General features: G+C 62.3%; 12 protein-coding genes. 9 read left to right on the top strand and 3 right to left on the bottom strand.

Translation table 11 applies throughout. The features are described 5' to 3' along the window. Nucleotides 1-201 precede the first annotated feature (201 nt). The 9 genes from QMK33_RS03050 (at nt 202) to QMK33_RS03090 (ending at nt 14804) form a co-directional block, all read left to right on the top strand. Entirely contained in the window at nt 202-2511 is a 2310-nt protein-coding gene (locus tag QMK33_RS03050) for a GEVED domain-containing protein (protein WP_283563072.1), read from the top strand. A gap of 278 nt (nt 2512-2789) precedes the next feature. Beyond that, nucleotides 2790-6992, top strand: a complete 4203-nt coding sequence (locus QMK33_RS03055) for a PKD-like domain-containing protein (protein WP_283563073.1) — start codon at nt 2790-2792, stop codon at nt 6990-6992. A gap of 262 nt (nt 6993-7254) precedes the next feature. Further along, nucleotides 7255-8745: an SGNH/GDSL hydrolase family protein gene (locus tag QMK33_RS03060; RefSeq protein WP_283563074.1), complete on the top strand. Its 1491-nt coding sequence runs from the start codon at nt 7255-7257 to the stop codon at nt 8743-8745. 48 nt (nt 8746-8793) lie between these two features. Then, a complete protein-coding gene (locus QMK33_RS03065) occupies nt 8794-10074 on the top strand; it encodes a GDSL-type esterase/lipase family protein (RefSeq protein ID WP_283563075.1) in 1281 nt (426 codons plus the stop codon). Then, on the top strand, nt 10046-11545 hold the full coding sequence (locus QMK33_RS03070; RefSeq protein WP_283563076.1) for an MBOAT family O-acyltransferase: 1500 nt from the start codon (nt 10046-10048) through the stop codon (nt 11543-11545). Before QMK33_RS03065 ends, QMK33_RS03070 begins: the two co-directional genes overlap by 29 nt. A gap of 101 nt (nt 11546-11646) precedes the next feature. Further along, entirely contained in the window at nt 11647-13074 is a 1428-nt protein-coding gene (rlmD, locus tag QMK33_RS03075) for a 23S rRNA (uracil(1939)-C(5))-methyltransferase RlmD (RefSeq protein ID WP_283563077.1), read from the top strand. Nucleotides 13075-13090: 16 nt separating this feature from the next. Further along, nucleotides 13091-13414 (top strand): hypothetical protein, encoded by a 324-nt coding sequence (locus tag QMK33_RS03080; protein ID WP_283563078.1) that lies wholly within the window; start codon nt 13091-13093, stop codon nt 13412-13414. A gap of 467 nt (nt 13415-13881) precedes the next feature. Next, a complete protein-coding gene (locus QMK33_RS03085; RefSeq protein WP_283563079.1) occupies nt 13882-14430 on the top strand; it encodes a hypothetical protein in 549 nt (182 codons plus the stop codon). Continuing rightward, nucleotides 14430-14804, top strand: coding sequence for a hypothetical protein (locus tag QMK33_RS03090; RefSeq protein WP_283563080.1), 375 nt, complete (start codon nt 14430-14432; stop codon nt 14802-14804). Before QMK33_RS03085 ends, QMK33_RS03090 begins: the two co-directional genes overlap by 1 nt. 215 nt (nt 14805-15019) lie before the next feature. On the opposite strand, the gene QMK33_RS03095 is transcribed toward QMK33_RS03090, so the two are convergent. The 3 genes from QMK33_RS03095 to thiL all read right to left on the bottom strand — a co-directional run bounded on the left by QMK33_RS03095 (nt 15020) and on the right by thiL (nt 19685). Further along, nucleotides 15020-17773, bottom strand: a complete 2754-nt coding sequence (locus tag QMK33_RS03095) for a TonB-dependent receptor (RefSeq protein ID WP_283563081.1) — start codon at nt 17771-17773, stop codon at nt 15020-15022. Between the two features lie 222 nt (nt 17774-17995). Continuing rightward, entirely contained in the window at nt 17996-18448 is a 453-nt protein-coding gene (locus QMK33_RS03100; RefSeq protein ID WP_283563082.1) for a hypothetical protein, read from the bottom strand. A 199-nt stretch (nt 18449-18647) separates the two neighbouring features. Further along, nucleotides 18648-19685, bottom strand: a complete 1038-nt coding sequence (thiL, locus tag QMK33_RS03105) for a thiamine-phosphate kinase (protein ID WP_283563083.1) — start codon at nt 19683-19685, stop codon at nt 18648-18650. Nucleotides 19686-19749: the final 64 nt, after the last annotated feature.

Raw genomic sequence — 19749 nt, forward strand, 5'->3', positions numbered from 1 at the left:
GCAACCGGGCCGCAAACCTACGGCCAGCAGCGGCCCCAGCGGCCGGGCGCCGGCAAATTTCCGTTGTGGCCACCAATTGGACTATTTTCGCCGCCTAAAGCTTTTTTTTGTACCTACTTTTAGGCCTCATCGGCGGTCCGCGCCACTTTAATTCGGGCCACCTTTTTTCTCCTGCTGCCCTTCTCTTTATTGCATTATTGCATGATTCTACCTCTACGTTCGTGGGTTAGCCAGCTGGCCGGGCTGGGCTTTTTGCTGCTGCCCGCCCTGGCGCAGGCGCAGTGCCCCGGGGCCGCCACCTGCACGCCCGGCCCGGCCAGCAGCGCCGTGGCCTCGGGCTTCGGCATGGGTATTTACAACGTGACGCTGGGCAGCATCAACAACAACAGCGCGGGTTATAATGCTGGTTATCAAGATTTTAGCTGCGTTGCTACTGGGGCCGTGAGCACCACGCTGGCCGTGAGCACGCCCACGGCCATTAGCGTGCGCAACGGCACGGTGGCCAGCGAAAACGTGCGAGTCTGGATTGACTACAACAACAACGGCGCGTTTGCCGACAACGAGTTAGCTTTCTCTTCGGATAACAAAATGCTGCACACGGGCAGCATTACGCCGCCGGCCACGGCCACGCTGGGCGTACCGCTGCGGCTGCGCGTGGCCGCCGATTTCAACAACGGGATTGTACCCACGGCCTGCTCGACGCCGCAGTACTCGCAAACCGAGGACTACCGCGTGACGCTGGCCGCCAACGCCAGCCCGCCCACGGCCGCCTTCACCCCGGATGTAACCACGACCTGCTCGGGCCGCGTGCAGTTTGCTGACCAGTCGGTGGGCGCGCCCACCAGCTGGCGCTGGGACTTTGGCGACAACACCAGCAGCACCTTGCAAAACCCGCTGCACACCTACGCCGCGGCCGGTACCTACCAGGTGCGGCTGGCGGCCACCAACGCGGCCGGCACCAGCACCAGCGCGCCGGTAGCCATCACCTACAACGCCAGCGCGCCGGTAGCGGCGGCTTGCCCCGGCCTGGCGGCCTCGGCCAACTGCTGCAACTACGGCATTGGGCGGGTGCGGCTGGGCAGCATCGACAACAGCTCGGCCGATGGCAGCGCGGGCTACCAGGACTTTACCTGCCCGCAGCGCACGAGCTTAGCAGCGGGCTTGCCCTACACCCTCGCCGTGACCACGGGCATGACCGCGGGCAGCACCAGCGCCTACGACGTGCGCGCCTGGCTCGACCTCAACAACGACGGCGTGTTCAGCGCCAGCGAAAAGCTGGCCGAAGCCCTGAACACCACCAATGCGAATTCCGCCCTCAGCTTCGTGGTGCCGGCCACGGCCGTGCTGGGCCAGCCGCTGCGCCTGCGCCTGGTGGCCGATGGTGCGGGCAACAACCCCCAGCCCTGCACCGCCCCGGTGCTGGGCCAGGTAGAAGACTACACCGTGACGGTGGTGCCCAATACCAGCCCGCCGGAGGCAGCCTTCGCGTCGAGCTACGTGGCGGGGGCCTGCCCGGCAAACAACGTATTCACCTTCACCGACCAGAGCACCAACGGCCCCACCAGCTGGCAGTGGAGCTTTAGCCCGGCCACGGGCGTGTCGTTTGTGAACGGCACCTCGGCCGCTTCGCCCAACCCCCAGGTGGCCTTTACCACGGCGGGCTACTACTCGGCCACGCTGCGCGCTACCAACGCCAACGGCAGCAACGCCCGTACGCAGGCCAACGCGCTGCTTGTGCAGGTGCCCTGCCTGAGCTACTGCGCGGCCAACGGCGGCAGCGTATCGGGTAACCTATTTACCAACAGTCTGTTGTGGATAACCAACGTGAGCGTGAGTGCCGGTACGGCCAGCGGCGCGGCCTTCAGCAACGGCTCGGGCAACTCGACGGGCACGGGCTACACGTTTTTTGCCGGGCAGAGCGTGCGCCTGATGGGCGGCACCACCCAAACCATCAGCGTGACCACCAGCCAGGCCCTGAACCACCGCGTCAGCATTTGGGTGGATTATAACCACGACGGCTTTTTTGGGAGCACTACCGGCGCGGGCGGCGAGCTGGTGTATAATGGCATCGTGAGCGCGGCCACGGCTACCGTGGCCGCGGCCATCCCGGGCGGCGTGGGCACCACCCGCATGCGGGTGGCCGTGGCCATTGATGCCAACACGCCCAACCCCTGCGCTCTCAACCAGGGCCAGGCCGAGGTAGAAGACTACCCCGTGAACGTAACGGCCCTGGCCGCCCGCGAGGCCCAGGCCCTGGCCACCCTCAGCGTGAGCCCCAACCCCACGCCCGACGGCGAGCTGCGCGTGCTGGTGGGCGAGGCCAGCGCCAGCGGCCTCTACCAAATAGAGGTGCTAAACCTACTGGGCGCGCGCCTACTAAGCCAGGCCCTGCGCCTGAGCCCCGCTGCCCCGGCCACCCTCGACCTGCGGGCGTTGCCGGCCGGCCTCTACCTGCTGCGCCTCACCGATGCGCAGGGCCAAACGGCGCTGCGCCGCGTGGTGCGCCAGTAGGTCGGGGTGAATTAAAAATTAAAAGCGTGATTATCAATTTTTTAATTTATCATTTATCATTTTTAATTCCTTCTAAACTATGTAAAGACAATCTCTGGCTTTCATATTGATTTACAGTAATTTGCGATAATAATAATCCAGAAGTCATGGGGTAGTCGCCCGCGGAGGGCGACCTCTTAGCTACTCAGTTACTACTCCGCTTGATTTCGTCCGCTTACCCACAGCGGGCCGCCGGCCCCGCCGGCCCGCCTCTTTCTGCTTCAATCTCCTTTTTTCGTATGTTTCAAACGCTACTTTTTCGGCTGGGAATGGTGCCCCGGCTGGTGTTGCTACTCATCGTGTTGGCGCTGGGCGCGGCGCAGCCAGCGTGGGCCTCGCATTTGCTGGGCGGCGAGATGTCGTACCAGTACCTGGATGCTAACGGGCCGGCCTCGGCCCCCTTCCGCTACCAGATTACGGTGACCAGCTACTATAATCCCAACGGGCAGGTGGGGCTCAACGATGCCTCGGTAACAAGCGTGAACCTCAGCATTTTCAACCGCACCACCGGGGCCCGCCTCACCACCGTGAGCGTGCCCCGCCAGACGCCCGTGGGCGCGGTGGTGCAGCCGCGCCTGCCCTCGGGCTGCACGGTGCAGGGGCCCACGCAGCCGTTTCGGCTGTTTAAGTACGTGTACACCGCCTCGCTGCCGGCCACCATCGACGGCTACTACGCGGTGTGCACCCAGACCGCCCGCAACACCGGCCTCGAAAACGTGAGCAACCCGGCCACCACCAACGGCGGCAACCTGCCCATGACCCTGTACGTGAGCATGGCCTCGCCGCTCATTTACAACCGCTCGCCGGTGTTTTCCGATACGGCCGTGGCCATCATTTGCACCACCGATACCACGGTGCTGCTCAACAACGCCTTCGATGCCGATGGCGACCGCCTTATCTACTCCTTTGGCACGCCCTACGGGGCGCTGTCCAACGCCAGTTCCTTCCCACCGCTGCCCAACCTAGTGCCCTACAACCCAGGGTATAGCGCGGCCCGGCCGCTGGGCACGGGGGCCGGCAACTTTGCGCTGATTAATGCTAATACCGGCACGGCCCGCTACGGAACCACGAGGAAAGGCCTGTATATCATTGCGGTAGATGTGAGCGAGTACCGTACTATTAACGGCCGCGAGGTGCTCATCGGCACCACCCGGCGCGACTTGCAGCTGGTGGCCTCCGACTGCCCGCCCACGGTGGCTCCGGTGCTGCCGCCGGTGGCCACCACGCCGCGCGCCTATACTATGGAGGAAGGGCAGGTGCTGAGCATCCCAATCAGGGCCACGCAGGCCGACGGCCACCCCCTCACCATGACCTTGAACAGCGTGCTGCTCGACGGCCCGGCCGGGTTCAACGCCACCTTCAATGGCAGCGCCGGCACCGTGGTACCCGGCAACCCCACCGGCACGGCCACCGCCACCGGCTCGGGCACGGTCACGGGCACGTTCGTGTATAACTCGGCCTGCGGCGAAGCCCGCGCTAACCCCTACGATGTGGCCTTAACGGTGCGCGACAACGGCTGCGCCGGCAAAACCGTGGCCGATGTGCTGCGCATTACCGTGACGCGCCCGGCGGGGCCCACCGCCATCAGCGGGCCTGCGGTGGTGTGCGACCTATCCACGCTGCTGGCCTACACGGTTAACGGTGGCACTACTTCCGCCTTTCGCTTTCGGGTGACGGGGGGCACTATTCTGAACCAGGTTGGCCGCACCATTCAGGTGAGATGGACAACGGCCGGCACCGGCACCATAGTGGCCAAGGGCGTGTCGCAATACGGCTGCCTCACCGACTCGGTGACCCAAACGGTGGCCGTGGCCCCGGCGGGCGCGCTCACCATTGGGGGCGGCCTCACCGTGTGCCCGGGTGCCGGCACCACGCTCACCGTGGCCGGCGGCACCGGCCCCTACACCCTCACCGGGGGTGGCACTACGCAAACCGGCGCGGGGCCATTTAGCGTAACTCCTACGCAAACAACTACTTATACCATCAGCAGCAGTGCCACGGCGCTGGGCTGCACGGCCAGCCAACAGGTAACGGTGGTAGTGGCCCCCGCGCCCACGGCCAACGTGGGCGCGCCCACCCGCGCTACCTGCCCGGGCGTACCCATCAGCCTCGGCGCGGCCCCGGAAACGGGCTACACCTACCGCTGGAGCCCCGCCACCGGCCTGAGCAGCAGCACAGTAGCCAACCCCACGCTCACGCTCCCCAACAACACAAACGCCCCCCTTACCACCACCTACACCCTCACCGTGGTAACCCCGCTCGGCTGCCCGGGCTCGGGCTCGGTGGCCGTGACCGTGAGCCCGGGCGCTACGGCGGCGGCCGGCCCGGCGCAGGCCGTGTGCGATAACTCGACTATCACGCTGGGCGCGCCGGCGCTGCCGGGCTACTCCTACCGCTGGCTACCGGCTACGGGCCTTAACAACAGCACGTTAGCGCAGCCGGTGCTCACAGGGGCAAACCTGACCAACGCGCCCATCCTGCTGAAATACGTGGTGCTGGCCACCACGGCGCAGGGCTGCGCGGCCCGCGACTCGGTGCTGATTACCAGTAACCCACGCCCGGCGGCCGACTCCATTGCGGGGCCGCAGTCGGTGTGCCCCACCGTGGCGGGCATTGGGTATTCGATTAAAAACCCGCGCAGCGCGGCCTACCAGTGGGTGGTGGCGGGCGGCACCATCGCCAGCGGCCAGGGCACGGCGAGCATTACCGTGAACTGGGGCGCGGCGGGCACGGGCGCGGTGCGCGCCGCGGCCAGCAACGCGCTGGGCTGCGTGTCGGACGCCTTTATGCTGCCCGTACGCATCAACCAGGTGCTGCAAACGGTGAAGCCCGCCGGGTCCGTGAGCGTGTGCCAGGCCAATGGGCCGTATGCGTATTCTACGCCCGCCATCGCGGGGTCGTCGTTTGCCTGGCAGCTGTTTGGCCCGGCTACCGGCACGCTCGTGAGCACGGGCAACACCACCAGCATCCGCTTTGCGCAGGCGGGCCTGGCCAAGCTGGTCGTGACGCAAACCAGCAACCCGGCCGGCGGCATTTGCCGCGGCGTGAGCGACACGCTCTACATCACAGTAAAGCCCTCGCCCTCAGCTACTATCACCATTCAGGGGCCGGCGCGGTTTTGCGCGAATAGCGGCCCGCAGACCTATACCCTGCCCGGCGCGGCGGGCTCCGGCTACGTGTTTCAGCTCAATGGCGCGGCCATCGCCAACGTGGGCGGCGTAGTAATTATTCCGGCCAGCACGGCCGGGGGCACCTACGCCCTCACCGCCCGCGAGACCAACGCCGGCGGCTGCGCGGGGCCGCTCATTACCAAGGCGTTTACCGTGGACCCGCGGCCCGGCGCGCTCGTTATAAACGGGCCGCGCTTTGTATGCCCGGCCTCGGGCCCGCTCACCTATACCGTGCCCAATGCCCCGGCCACCTCCACCTACCAGTGGGCCGTGGTGGGCGGCACCATCACGGCGGGCCAGGGCACGGCCACTATCACGGTGAGCTTTGCGGCCGGCACCAGCACTACTAAGACGGTGACCGTGACCGAAACCTCGCAGTTTGGCTGCGGCGGGGCGGCGGCGGCCGTTACCGTGGTGCCCGACAATGCCCAGACCCCGCAGCTACTGCTGGCCTCGGTGGTGCCCACCGATAACACCAAAGTAACCCTCACCGTGGCCGTGGCCAACGCCGGCACCGCCCCCAACCCGGTGCGCGTGCTGCGCCGCGATGCGGGCAGCCCCGGGGCCTTTGCGCAGGTGGGCACGGTGGCGGCCACCGCCACCACCTTCGTCGATGCCACCGCCACCGCCGCCCAAACGGCCTACGAGTACAGCCTGAGCCTCACCAACGGCTGCGGCGACGTACTCACGGCCCCCACCCCGGCCACCACGATGCTGCTAAAAGCCCTGGCCGCGCCCGGCCCCGGCGGCCGCAACCAGGGTTCGGTCGGCCTCAGCTGGTCGGCTTACCAGGGCTTTGTGGTGGCGGGCTACCGCGTGTTCCGCCAGGATGATAACGGGGGCTATACGCTCGTTACTACGCTAGCTGGCAACGCGTTGCAGTATAGCACTACCAACACCGGCCAGGGCTTCAACCAGTGCTTCCGAGTGGTGGCGTTTGAGAGCCCGGCGGCGGCCGGCAGCCCGGGGCGCGAGTCGAACTCGAACTCGGCCTGCGTGGATTTTGCTAACAAAACGGCGTTCTACAACATCATCACGCCCAACAACGATGGCCAGAACGACCTGCTCATCATCGACAACGTACAGCTGTACCCCAGCAATACCATGACCATCTTCAACCGCTGGGGCCGCGAGGTATTTGCCACCACCAACTACAACAACACCAGCAACGCCTGGGGCGGCGACCCCAGCCTTGCGGCCGGCGTGTACTACTACCTCTTCAAGCTTGCCGATGGCACCAGCACCAAAGGCTGGGTCGAAGTGATAAAGTAGTTAAGTTGTTGATTTATTGGTAATTATGTAATTAACTACTCAACCATAAATTGGCTGCCACGCGGCTGGCTGGCCCCACGGCTCACCCGGCAGTTTGCCAGGTGAGCCGTTTTTTTATCCTCCTCACAACCAAAACAGTAGCCACCACATTCACGAAATATAAAGACTTTCGGCCGGTCCTGCGGGGGGGGCGGGCGTAGTTTTGCGGGAGTTAATCTGAGGTATGAGTTCACCGCGCTCGCAAAGCCCGTTTCTGTTGGTTTTGCTCATTGTTAGCCTGCTGGCCGGGCTTTCCTTTTTACAACCGGGGCTGACGATTGGGGGCACCGCGCTGCGCCCCGTGCGCCTGCTGGCCGATGTGCTGCGCAAAGACCCGGCGGCCAGCCAGGCCCTGCCCCCGCCCAACGGCCCGGCCGCCCCCGCCGACCTAGCCGCCACCCGCGCCCTCATGGTCGACTCGGCGGCCGCGCCCGCCGCGGCCGCCACCCGCCCCGATTCGGCCGCTACGCCCCGGCCGCGCGCCGCCACCGTGGCCAACCTGGGCGGCCTCGACAGCTTTTTGGCCGCTCTGCGCCAAACCAAGGCTACGGGTAGCCAAACCCGCATTGCTTATTTCGGCGACTCCATGATTGAGGGCGACCTCATCACCGGCGACCTGCGCAACAGCCTGCAAACCGCGTTTGGCGGCTCGGGCGTGGGCTACGTGCCGGTCAATTCGATTACGGCCGAGTTTCGGGAAACTATCCACCAATCGTTTTCGCCCAACTGGCGCGAGTACAACCTGGTGTCGCGCCAAGTGCCGGGCACCGCCCCGCTGGGCATTTCGGGCCACGCCTTTTTGCCGCGCGTGCTGCCCGAAACTGCCGGCCCGGCCGATACCAGCTGGGTGCAGTTTCGGGCTGGCCAGCAGTTTGCGCCGCTGCGCCGCTTCGTCGAGGCCCGGCTGTTCTACGGCCCCGGCGCGGGGGCCGATGAGGTGCTCGTAACCACCAATGGCCACCAGGTGCCCCACACCCTGCCGGGCACCAACGCCGTGAACGAGCTGGTGCTCCGGCCCGGCGTGCCGGCCCGCACCATGCGGCTGGCCTTCGCCACCCACGCGCCGCGGCCCGTGTACGGCGTCAGCTTTGAGAGCCCGCAGGGCGTGGTGCTCGATAACTTTTCGTTTCGCGGCAACAGCGGCATGTCGCTCACGCGCATTCCGGCGCAGCAGCTGGTGGCCTTCGGCAACCTGCTCGACTACCGCCTCGTCATCCTGCACTACGGCGTGAACGTGGCCAGCGCCAGCGTCAAAAACTACGGCTTTTATGAGCGCGCCATGACGCGCGTGGTCGACCGCATGCAGCGCGCTTTCCCCAACGCCAGCATCCTCATCATCGGCATGAGCGACAAAAGCTCGCGCATCGACGGCGAGTTCGTCACCGACCCCAGCGTGCCGCGCCTGCTGGCCGCCCAGCAGCGCCTGGCCCAGCGCAACCACGCCGCCTTCTGGAATTTATTTGAGGCGATGGGTGGCGAAAACTCGATGGTGAGCTGGGTGGAAGACGCACCCGCCCTAGCCAACCGCGACTACACACACGTCAATTCCCGGGGCGCCCACAAAATAGCAGGCCTGCTCTACGCCTACCTCCAGGGCCAGTACGCCAACCCCACGGCCGCTGGCCCCAAACCCAAACCGGCCCCAGCCACCGGCCCCGATAGCAGCGCCCGGCCGGCCGCCAGCCCCGCGCCCGACGAGCCCAGCAGCCGCTAGCGGCCGGCCGGCTTTCCAGTGGGCATAGTACCTTCTTTCTTTTTTTGCATGGCGCGGCCCCTTCTCTTTTTGCTTTTATTGGGCTGGTACCTGGCCGTGGCTGGCCCGGCCCGGGCCCAGGCACCCCTTAGCAAGCAGCTCGACAGCCTGCAAGCGGCCTACCCCTTCCTGCACACCTCGGCTAATCACATCGAGAACGCAACTATCGGGTTGCAAGGCTTTTACCAAAAACTGTTGCAACTGCCGCTGCACCCGGCGCGGCTGCCCGGCGGCCGGGTAGCCGTGGTGCACCTCGGCGACTCGCACCTACAAGCCGACGACTACTCGGGCCGGGTGCGGCAAGAGTTGCAGCGCACCTACGGCAACGCCGGGCGCGGCCTCGTGTTCCCGTACGGCGTGGCTCACACCAACGGCTCGCCTACCTATTTTACCACCGCCACCGGCGGCACTTGGCGCACCCGCCGCGTCACCAACCTGCCCGATAGCAGCCTGCCGGTGGGCGTGGCCGGCCTGAGCCTCGCCACTGCCGACTCGGGCGCGGGCTTTGCGCTGCGCCTGCCGCAGCAGCGACTGCTGCTGCGGCACCGGCCCACCGACTGCTTTTCGCAGCTCACGCTGCTGCGCCAGCCCGGCCCGGCCGCCTTCGACTGGCAGGTGCTGGGCCGCCAGGGCCAGGTGCTGGGCACCGTGCCCGGCCTGGGCCGCGGCGTGGCCACCACCGTGCGCCTCGACTCGCTGCGCGATTTTGTGGCCCTGCGCACCACCCGCCGCCGGCCCAACCAAAGCAGCGCCCAGCTCTACGGCTTGGTGCTGGAAAACGACCAGCCCGGCATTCTTTACCACGGCATTGGGGTCAATGGCGCGGCCGTGCGCCAGTACAACCGCAACCCACTGTTTTTCGAGCAGTTACCGGTGCTTTCTCCCGACCTGTTCATCATATCGCTGGGCACCAACGATGCCTTTAGCCCGGGCTTCAACCCGGTGCGCTTCGCCGGCCAGCTCGATACCCTGGTGAGCGGCCTGCGCCAGCGCTGCCCCACGGCCGAACTATTATTGGTGGCCCCGGCCGACTCGTACCGCCACCGCCGCGACCGCAACCCCGACCTGGCCCGCCTCGCGGCCGTGCTGCGCACCTACGCCCAGCAGCACGACCTCGCCTACTGGGACTTTGCGGCCGTGCAGGGCGGCTACGGCAGCATGGGCCAGTGGCGCGCCAGCGGCCTGGCCCTCAACGACTTCGTGCATTTTTCGACCAAGGGCTACGACTTACAAGCCCTGCTATTATACCTCGCGCTTCAGGATGGATTTGCTGCATTCCTTCATCGATAAGCTGAATACTATCGACCTCGACCGGCTGCTCGGCCAGTTCGTGTACCACCCCAAGAGCCCGCTGATTTTCAATACCGGCTTCTTTCTGCTGCTGTTTTTGGGCTTTTTGGCGGTGTACCAGCTGCTGCGTAACCACCACCGGGCGCGGCTGCTCTACGTGACGGCATTTTCGCTGTTTTTCTACTATAAATCAAGCGGTTGGTACTTTCTGCTGCTGGTTTTTTCCACGATAGTCGAGTACAATTTCGCCCGCTGGATTGCCGACTCGCCCACCCAGGGCCGGCGCAAGCTGCTGCTCACCCTCAGCCTGCTCGTCAACCTGGGGATGCTGTTCTATTTTAAGTATACCAACTTCTTTCTCAGCGGTTTCCACGCGCTTACGGGCCAGCCGGTGCCCATTTTGCACGTGCTGCTACCGGTGGGTATCTCGTTCTACACCTTCCAGACGCTGAGCTACACCATCGACGTGTACCGGGGCCAGATAAAGCCGCTGCGCAGCATCTGGGACTTCGCGTTTTTCGTGTCCTTTTTCCCGCAACTCGTGGCCGGGCCCATCGTGCGGGCCTCCGATTTCATTCCCCAGATTCCCAAAAAGCCGTTCATCTCGCGTGAGGACATGGGCCGGGCGGTGCTGCTCATCGCGGCTGGCCTGTTCAAAAAGGCCATCATTTCCGACTACATCAGCCTCAACTACGTCGACCGCATTTTCGACAACCCCGGCTTGTACAGCGGCGTCGAAAACCTGCTCGGCGTGTATGGCTACGCCGTGCAGATTTACTGCGACTTTTCGGGCTACTCCGACATTGCCATCGGCATTGCGCTGCTGCTGGGCTACCGCCTACCGGTCAACTTTTTGTCGCCTTACCAGAGCACCAGCATCACCGAGTTTTGGCGGCGCTGGCACATTTCGTTGTCCAGCTGGCTACGCGACTACCTCTATATTCCGCTGGGCGGCAACCGCAAGGGCGTGGTGCGGCAGTATATCAACCTGTTTCTCACCATGTTGCTGGGCGGCCTGTGGCACGGCGCGTCGCTCACCTTCGTGCTGTGGGGCGCCCTGCACGGCGCGGCCCTGGCTGTGGACAAGCTGTTTCAAAAGGTCTTCAAGCCCGGCGATAACTGGCTAATTAAGATGCTCGGCTGGGTCATCACCTTCCATTTCGTGTGCTTCTGCTGGATATTTTTCCGGGCCGGCACCTTCGCGGTGGCCAGCCAGGTAATTCACCAAATCACGCACAACCTGCGGCCCGATTTGCTGCCCACCGTGGTAGGCTCGTTCCGGCCCGTTTTCGCGCTGGTGGCGCTGGGCTACCTGCTGCACGCCCTGCCCGACGGCTTCACCTTCCAGCTGGAAGGCGTGATGGGCCGGCGCTCGGTGGTGGCGCAGGCCGTGCTGATTACGGCCGTTATCTGGCTGGTTATTCAAGTGAAGTCGGCCGAGATTCAGCCGTTCATTTATTTCCAGTTCTAACCTCGCCGCTCGCGGGAACCTCACCCCCGGCCCCCACGCGCAGACTCGCAGAGTCCACGTTACCCCGGGTCGTAACTTTGGGCCCCTACTGCCCAAAAGTTATGCCTAGCAAAGCCACCAAACTCGCTAATTCCATCCCGCCCGCCGCTCTCCAGCACGTCGAAATCCAGGACATGGTGGCCGAAGGCAAGTGCCTCGTTCGCATTGAAAACCTCGTCGTATTTGTGGGCCAGGTGGCCCCCGGCGACGTGGTCGATTTGCGCATTACCAAGGCCCACAAGCGGTTTATGGAGGCCGCGCCCATCCATTTTCACAAGCGCTCCGAGCTGCGCACCGAGCCATTTTGCCAGCATTTTGGCACCTGCGGCGGCTGCAAGTGGCAGCATATCAGCTACGATGCCCAGCTCAGCTACAAGCAGCAGCAGGTGGAGGACCAGCTCACCCGCATTGGCAAGGTGACGCTGCCCGAGGTGCGCCAGATACTGCCCTCGCCCGAGCGCACCTATTACCGCAACAAACTCGAATACACGTTCAGCAACAACGGCTGGCTCACCGAAACCCAGATTAAGGACGAGGCCGCGCACTACGACCGCCGCGTGCTGGGCTTCCACACGCCCGGCCGCTTCGATAAGATACTCGACGTGGTGCACTGCCACCTCCAGCCCGAGCCGAGCAACGAAATCCGCCTATTCATTCGCGATTATGCCCGCGAGCACCGGCTGCCCTTCGGCGATATGGTGAAGCAAACCGGCCTGCTGCGCAACCTTATCGTGCGCACCGCCGAAAGCACCGGCGAAACGATGGTCATTTTGCAGTGCTACCACGACGACGAGGCGCTGCTGCCGCTGCTCGACGCGGTGTACGCCAAGTTTCCGGCCATCACGTCGCTCAACTACGTGCTCAACAACAAGGGCAACGAAACCTTCCACGACCTGGAGGTGGTGTGCTACCAGGGCAAGCCCTACATCGAGGAAGACATGGAAGGCCTGCGCTTCCGCATCGGCCCCAAGTCGTTTTACCAAACCAACTCGGCCGGCGCCCACAACCTCTACCAAGTGGCCCGCGACTTCGCCGAAATCAAGCCCACCGACCTCGTGTACGACCTCTACACGGGTGCCGGCACCATCGCCAATTTCGTGGCCCACCAAGCCAAGCGCGTCATCGGCGTCGAGTACGTGGAGCAGGCCGTGCTCGACGCCCGCGTCAACTCCGCCATCAACGGCGTGACCAACACCGAGTTCTTCGCCGGCGACATGAAAGACCTGCTCACCGAGGCCTTCACCAGCCACCACGGCCACCCCGACGTCATCATCACCGACCCGCCCCGCGCCGGCATGCACGAAGACGTGGTGCAGCGCCTCGTGGCCCTGCGCGCCCCCCGCCTCGTCTACATCAGCTGCAACCCCGCCACCCAGGCCCGCGACCTGGAATTACTGGACGAGGTGTATAAAGTAACGCGGGTGCAGCCGGTGGATATGTTTCCGCATACGCACCACGTGGAGAATGTGGTGCTGCTGGAGTTGCGGTAGTAATAGCCTTTAATTCATGGAATTGGAGGAGCGAATTACTATTATTTGGCAAGGCCAAGAAGTAGGTATATTGGTTAATCCTATGCCAGACATGTGGTATCTTGAAGGGACTTTAATAAATAATAAATCAGCGGCAGCAGCAGTTTTTGAGGCCTTGGCTAAAGCGCTCGATATCAATGAAACTTTTCGAGATTTGAGCAAAGGAATTAATATTGATTTAAAATACGAATCTGGTCCTTTAAACCGTGGGATTATACTTTGTTTATCAGCTGAAAATATCTTGTTTTTACGCAGGATAATTCATACAGGTGTGTTTGACAAGGTGTATCGTTCTAATTAATCTATTCAGAAAATTCCTTCTGAGCACAAAGATTATAATTCTAAATAAATTACTGCATATTAGGAATTTAATATTCAAAGTAGAGCACCTGAGATACTTTACTTTATTCGACATGACGTTCTATTTAATTCTCAGATATTTCTTAAGCAGTTTCAATAAAACACTTGAATAGACTACTCCAATGACCACGAGCTAAACAGTAAGTACCCGTTGCTCATTAGTTTGCTATACAAAAACGTCATACTGAACGCAGTGAAGCACCTTAATCAGAAGAGCAATCTTCACGTTTAGAGCTGGTTACGCGACTAAGATGCTTCACTGCGTTCAGCATGACATTCTTTTTTAACATAAACTATTTGCCAACGGGTACTTACGTACTGAGTAATGCGGGTATGGCCAGCGGTTCTATTTCTACATACCTAATTACGTGGCGAAAGTGGTCTTGCTAAAATCAAAATAGGGGTAACATGAAGGCTGAAGTAGCACAGGATAGTATTCGCAAAGGCAAGAGGCCGGCTGATGCCGATTGGTACAGCGGCTTCACAGGTCTTTTCAGCCTATCCGCACTCTGGTTCATGAGCGCCTGCTATCTCCTTGAAACCTCAGGCACTAGCTTTGCACTAGTGCTTTTTTGCTTTCTAACACTAGGAACCTCATTTTTTTATGGCTTATATAATTTATTTACTGAGCGAAATCTTATTTCCGTTACTACTGGTCTTAACGCCACTAGAAACACGAAGCTCTTACAAGATACTTTCAATAAATTAGGCTGGCAATGGGTAAAAAAAGGTGATTGCGCTGTTTCAGCGGTCGCCCCTCATGAGTGGTATGCTATCCACTACGCAACCATTATTTGTTTAATTACCGATGATACACTTTACTTAAACGCACTAAGTAGCAGCAACAGTAAGGGCCGGCTCCCATTATTTAGAAGCAAAAATAATTATTTTATGCAATTAGTTAGTAGCGCTATCAAAAAAGAACTTGCCTGCTTACCCGAAACGAACCTAAACTAATGGATTACTTCAACGACCCCGAGCTAAACGGCAAATACCTGGGTACCATCACCAAGGATTTTGCCACCGCTTCCGACACTATCAAGGAAGCCTCCTACCAAATCCGCAAGCGCGAGATTTCACAGTACCCGGTGTTCGTATTTGCCCGCCAAACGGTGCAGCTCGGCAGCCTGCTCATCAACGGCGACGAGCTCGATTTGCAGTGGCACGTCTTCGCCAGCTACCTCGAAATCCTGGCCCAGCAAGGCATCGTGGACCCCGACAAAGTCGCCGATTTCATGGAAACCTGGAAAGACCCCGACGAATTCTGCTGCCTCTTCGTAGTCGATGAGGAGTTCACGAATTTTGTATACATCCCCTACCCTGAAGATTAACCCGGACCGCAGATTCAAACGGATTTAACGAATTTCGCAGATACGCCCCTGCGGGGCTGACTACGCTACTTGCGCAGTATGCAAAAAAAGCCGCCCTGAACAGGGCGGCTTTTTCTTTGGAACCACTATCAGACAGTGTCCTATCGGGCAGCTAGCGTAGTCAGCCCCGCAGGGGCGTATCTGCGAAATCCGTTAAATCCGTTTGAATCTGCGGTCTATTTGATGTCGAATAGCAGGCCGAAATAGCCCAGGCGGCCGTAACCAGGCGCGCCGTACACTTGCAGGTTGTAGTTATCGAAGAGGTTGGTGACGCCGGCCTGCACGGTGGTGTGGGCCGCCTTAATGGTGTAGCCGAGCTGCGCGTCCACGGTCTGGGCCACGGGCACGGGGCCGGTGGCGAAGGTCGATTCGTAAAGGAAGCTATCGGCCCAGCGGTAGTTTAAGTTGTAGCTCAGACGGCGCTCCAGGGCCTGGCCATCGAGGCCGAGGTTGAACTTGTGGCGCGGCGTGTTGAAAAACGACTGCGTACCGGCCTTAAAATTATTCGTAATCAGGTCGTTGAAGCTATAGTTGCCGGCTAGCGTGAGGGCGGGCGAAAATACGTAGCTCAGCGTGAGGCCCGCACCCTGGCTCTGCACGCGCTGGTCCACGTTGGTGGCAATCTGGATGATGCGCGTGGGCAGGGTGTTGCGCTGGAAGCGGCCGGGAGCGGCGGCCCCAAGCTGCGCGGCCGTGGGCCGGCTGCCGTCGGTGTTGCCGATGAAGTTCTGGGTGGCGATGAAGTTGTTGTAGGTGTTGTAGAAGTAGTCCACATCCACCGACAGCTCCTGGCTGAGCTGGGCGCGGTAGCCCACCTCCACCGTATTTACCTGTTCCAGCTTGAGCGCCGGGCTGCTGTAGTTGTAGGCCGTTAGGTCGCCGGCCAGCACGCCGGGGTTGGCGGCAATGGCACCGCCCAGGGCGGGCGTGTAGCCCTGGAAGCCACCGCCTACGTTGCCGAGCAAGAAGGCGCGGCCCACGTCGAGCTTGATATACTGGTCGTTTTGGGTAGGTGCCCGGAAGGCGCGGCTGAAGCTGGCGCGGAAGTTCTGCTGCTTATCGGCCCCCACCGAGTACACGGCCGAAGCACGGGGCGAGAAAGCGGTGCCGAAGTTCTGAAACTTGTCGAGGCGGCCGGCCACCGATAGCTTCAGGTGGTCGTTGAGCAGTAGCTTGATGGCCTGGGCGTAACCGCCGTATTCGTAGTTCTTAATGCGGTCGCCGTCCTTGGTGTCAGCAAAAAGGCTGCCGTCGGAGCCGAGCAGAAACTGGCGGTAGGCCGCGCCCACCGTGAGGTCGGCAACGTCATTCTTAAACGTGTACTGCCCGCTGCCCTCGTTGAGCACGGAGCGAATAACGAGGCGCGCGCCCTGGCCCTGCGTCGGGTTGTGAATAAGGGCGTTGCGGGCGGCGGCAAACTCCGGCGTGCCGGGTTGCAGCAGCGGGGCATTGGTGTCGGCCGCGGTGTGGGCGGCGAGGGCCGCTGCGTCGGCATTGCCGCCGTTGGCCGCAAGGGCGGCGGTGTAGGCCGCCGCGTAGGTACCGAAATAGCGCTGGGCATAGGTCACCGGTTGGCCGTTGGCCCCTGCTACGGGCTGGCCGGTGGCGTCCAGGGCCTGCTGGTTTTGGAGAAAGCCGCCCAGGAAGCCCAGGTTGTAGGAGCCATCGGTCTGCGGGTCGCGCCCGCCCGAGAAGTCCTGCGTTGAGAAGGCCCGCACAAACCAGTTGCGGCCCTCCACCTGCAAGCGGCCCTGCTGCGCGCCGCTGTTTACGAAGCGGTAGCGGCTGGCGCTTTGGTAGGAGGTGGTAGCGTTGGCATACCGGTAGTCGAGGGTAGCCTTGCTGCTGCTGCCGAGCAGCACCGACAGGCTGGGCGCGATTTTATACGAGCGGGCCTTGTTGTCGTTGGCCACGAGGTCGCGCTCCGTAAAGCCGGGCAAAAACACCGTTTTGCCGGCCAGCGCGCCGGTAGTGAAGGTATTGCCAATGTCGCCGTAGCGGTTCACGGCATCGTAGCCCAGGTTGGAGCCGCGCGGATTATTGGCCGGCTCAATGAGCAGGGAAGTCGGGTCCTGGCTATCGGCCAGGAAGTCGTCGGCCACGGTGGCACCACCCGAGATTTTGAAGGCCACGCGCTCGCCAAACTTCTGGGCGTAGCGCAGCTGGCCGTCGAGCAGGCTGCGGTTGCCGCCGCGCAGGCGCACCGTCAGGCCGGGGTTGAGGAAGGGGTCGCGCGAGTTGGTGAGCAGCACGCCGTTGAAGGCGTTGGCACCGTAGAGGGCCGAGGCCGGGCCGTGCACCAGCTCGACGCTGGCAATATCGAGCACCGGCGTGCCGAGCAGGTTGCCAAAGTAGCTGCTCAGGCTGGGCAGCTGGGTATCCATGTAGTCGGCCAGCTGAATCACGCGCTCCGAGCGCGAGGAGTTAAAGCCCCGCGTACTAAAGCTGGTGGTGAGCAGGCTGGAGCTACTGATATCCACGCCCTTAAAGCGGGCCAGGCCAGCCACGAGGTCGGGGGTGGTGAGCTGGCCCAGCTGGCGCTGGTCGATTTTCTCGATGGTTACTGGCACCTGGCCAATGTTTTCCTCCACGCGCGACGCGGCTACCACCTTTTGCGTGAGCAGGGTGGCGGGCCGTAGCGTCACCTCAATGTTGTTATCGGGCTGGGTCAGGCTCAACTCCTGGTTTTCGTAGCCCACAAACGACACCACCAGGATGGCCGGAAAGCGGTTTTGCACGCCCCGCACCTCAAAGCGGCCCTCCTCGTTGGTGCTGCCCCCCAAGTAGGTGCTTTTTAAAAACACGGTGGCACCGGGCAGCGGCGTACCGGCCTCCGTTTGAACAGTGCCCGAAATGCTGGCACCGTTTTGTGCCCGCCCCGTCAACGACAGCAACAGGCAACACAATCCCCAAAAGTAGTATTTTATCATGAAAAAGTAAGACCCCGCAATTAACGGGAATAATGGCAAACAACAAAGCTAACTACTGGCTTATGTTGCCCACCACCTTAATAGCCGAACTATTGCTTCTCTTCGTTCAACCACAGCTGTTGTTATGCGAAAGGTTTTTACGCTAACAGCCGCAGGTAGCGGGTAGGATTTTACCTACCCGCTACCTGCGGCTGCGTTGCCGGCCCTGGCCCTGGCTACTACTTAGTTGGCGGCGGGCGGCCCACCCGCCAGCGAGTGCACCACCACCACAAACGGGTACGGTGCCTTGCCCTGGTTGAAGTTTTCCTGCTGGCTATAAATCGTCACGGTATAGGTGGGCGCGGTAAAGCGCTCGCCCTCACACTGCAAGCAGGTGACGGGCTCGGCCTTGAGCTTGGCCCGGCGCAACTCGGACCGCAACTCGCTGACACAGGCTTTGCGGGGCGTTTTGTACACCACATCGAACTGTGCCTGTTGGTTGCTGCGGCGCAGCTCCAGGCGAGTGTCGGGGGCAGCGGGCGTTGCGCCCGGGTTGGCGGGCGCGCTAAACGCCCAGTACACGGCACCCGTGGGCGGCTGATGCAGCTCCCACTCGCTGGTGGGCAGGCTGGCCCCCAGCGTCTGGGGCGTCAGGTGGCCTTCGGCGAGGTCCTTGGTTAGAGTTTGAAGGGGCAAACACTGGCCGTGGGCCGTTCGGTAGCTACCCATTGCCCCCAAAAGCAGAAGGCCCGCTAGGCGTACTGATACATTCATTGGGAAGCAGGAAAAACGGGTGGGAAGAGGCAACTAGAACAAGACGGGTAAGCTACGGAATAGCCCGCAGAAAACACGGCTACTCACCTCCCAACTTCGTGCCAGGTGCGCCCTTGCGGCACTAGCGCGCCCCAAAGTGGTTAAAGCCTTGCGCTTGCAGCGGCACGGCCTGGCCGGCTTTAGTGATGAGATTTACCGCGTCGTTGTGCTCCGTGAGGTGGCCGATAACGGTAATATCAGGGTGGTTTTTAATCTTGGCGTGGTCGCCAACGGGGATGGTAAAGAGCAGCTCGTAGTCTTCGCCGCCGTTGAGGGCGGCCATAATGGGGTCGAGGTTGAACTCGGCGGCGGCTTCGAGGGTGGGGTTAGCCAGGGGCAGGTACTCGCTGAATACGCGGGCGCCGGTGCCACTGGCGGCGCAGATGTGCAGCACTTCGGAGGCGAGGCCGTCGCTGATGTCAATCATGGCGGTGGGCTGCACGCCCAGTTCGCGCAGCTCGTGCATAATGTCGAGGCGGGCCTCGGGGCGCAGTTGGCGCTGCACCACGTAGTCGTAGTTATCGAGTTCTGGCTGGGTGTCGGGGTCGGCCAAAAAGGCTTGCTTTTCGCGCTCCAGCACTTGCAGGCCCAGGTAGGCCCCGCCGAGGTCGCCCGATACGCAGAGGATGTCGGTGGGCTTGCCGCCCGAGCGGCGCACGGCCTGGCCGGCCGCCACCATGCCCAAGGCCGTAACGCTGATAACCAGGCCGCCGCGGCTGCTGGTGGTGTCACCGCCCACCAGGTCGACGCCGTAGGCCTCGCAGGCAATGCGCATGCCGGCGTACAGCTCTTCCACGGCCTCCACGGTGAAGCGGCCAGGCAGGCTCAGTCCCACCACCACCTGGGTGGGCGTGGCCATCATGGCGGCCACGTCGGACACGTTGACGGCTATTGCCTTGAAGCCCAGGTGCTTGAGGGGCGAAAACGATAGGTCGAAGTGCACGCCTTCCACCAGCAGGTCGGTAGTTAAGACTACCTCCTGCCCGGCGGGCGGGGCCAGAATGGCCGCGTCGTCGCCAATGCCCAGGACGGTGCTGGGCTGCGTGAGGGCAATGTCGCGCTGCAAGCGGCGAATGAGGCCAAACTCGCCGAGTTGGGAAAGGGGCGTTAAATCAGCCATAAAAACGAGGGGAAAACGAGCACTAAAAACGGCCGCAAAGGTACGGCCGGGGGCAGGCGGGCGC

Source organism: Hymenobacter sp. H14-R3, from assembly GCF_030063445.1.
Taxonomy (GTDB): domain Bacteria; phylum Bacteroidota; class Bacteroidia; order Cytophagales; family Hymenobacteraceae; genus Hymenobacter.

What these genes read in the sequence shown, in the direction of transcription:
- rlmD (WP_283563077.1), top strand. Translation starts at nt 11,647, where the DNA reads ATGCCTAGCAAAGCCACCAAACTCGCTAATTCCATCCCGCCCGCCGCT.
- QMK33_RS03065 (WP_283563075.1), top strand. Translation starts at nt 8,794, where the DNA reads ATGGCGCGGCCCCTTCTCTTTTTGCTTTTATTGGGCTGGTACCTGGCC.
- QMK33_RS03085 (WP_283563079.1), top strand. Translation starts at nt 13,882, where the DNA reads ATGAAGGCTGAAGTAGCACAGGATAGTATTCGCAAAGGCAAGAGGCCG.
- thiL (WP_283563083.1), bottom strand. Translation starts at nt 19,685, where the DNA reads ATGGCTGATTTAACGCCCCTTTCCCAACTCGGCGAGTTTGGCCTCATT.
- QMK33_RS03050 (WP_283563072.1), top strand. Translation starts at nt 202, where the DNA reads ATGATTCTACCTCTACGTTCGTGGGTTAGCCAGCTGGCCGGGCTGGGC.
- QMK33_RS03090 (WP_283563080.1), top strand. Translation starts at nt 14,430, where the DNA reads ATGGATTACTTCAACGACCCCGAGCTAAACGGCAAATACCTGGGTACC.
- QMK33_RS03080 (WP_283563078.1), top strand. Translation starts at nt 13,091, where the DNA reads ATGGAATTGGAGGAGCGAATTACTATTATTTGGCAAGGCCAAGAAGTA.
- QMK33_RS03055 (WP_283563073.1), top strand. Translation starts at nt 2,790, where the DNA reads ATGTTTCAAACGCTACTTTTTCGGCTGGGAATGGTGCCCCGGCTGGTG.
- QMK33_RS03095 (WP_283563081.1), bottom strand. Translation starts at nt 17,773, where the DNA reads ATGATAAAATACTACTTTTGGGGATTGTGTTGCCTGTTGCTGTCGTTG.
- QMK33_RS03070 (WP_283563076.1), top strand. Translation starts at nt 10,046, where the DNA reads ATGGATTTGCTGCATTCCTTCATCGATAAGCTGAATACTATCGACCTC.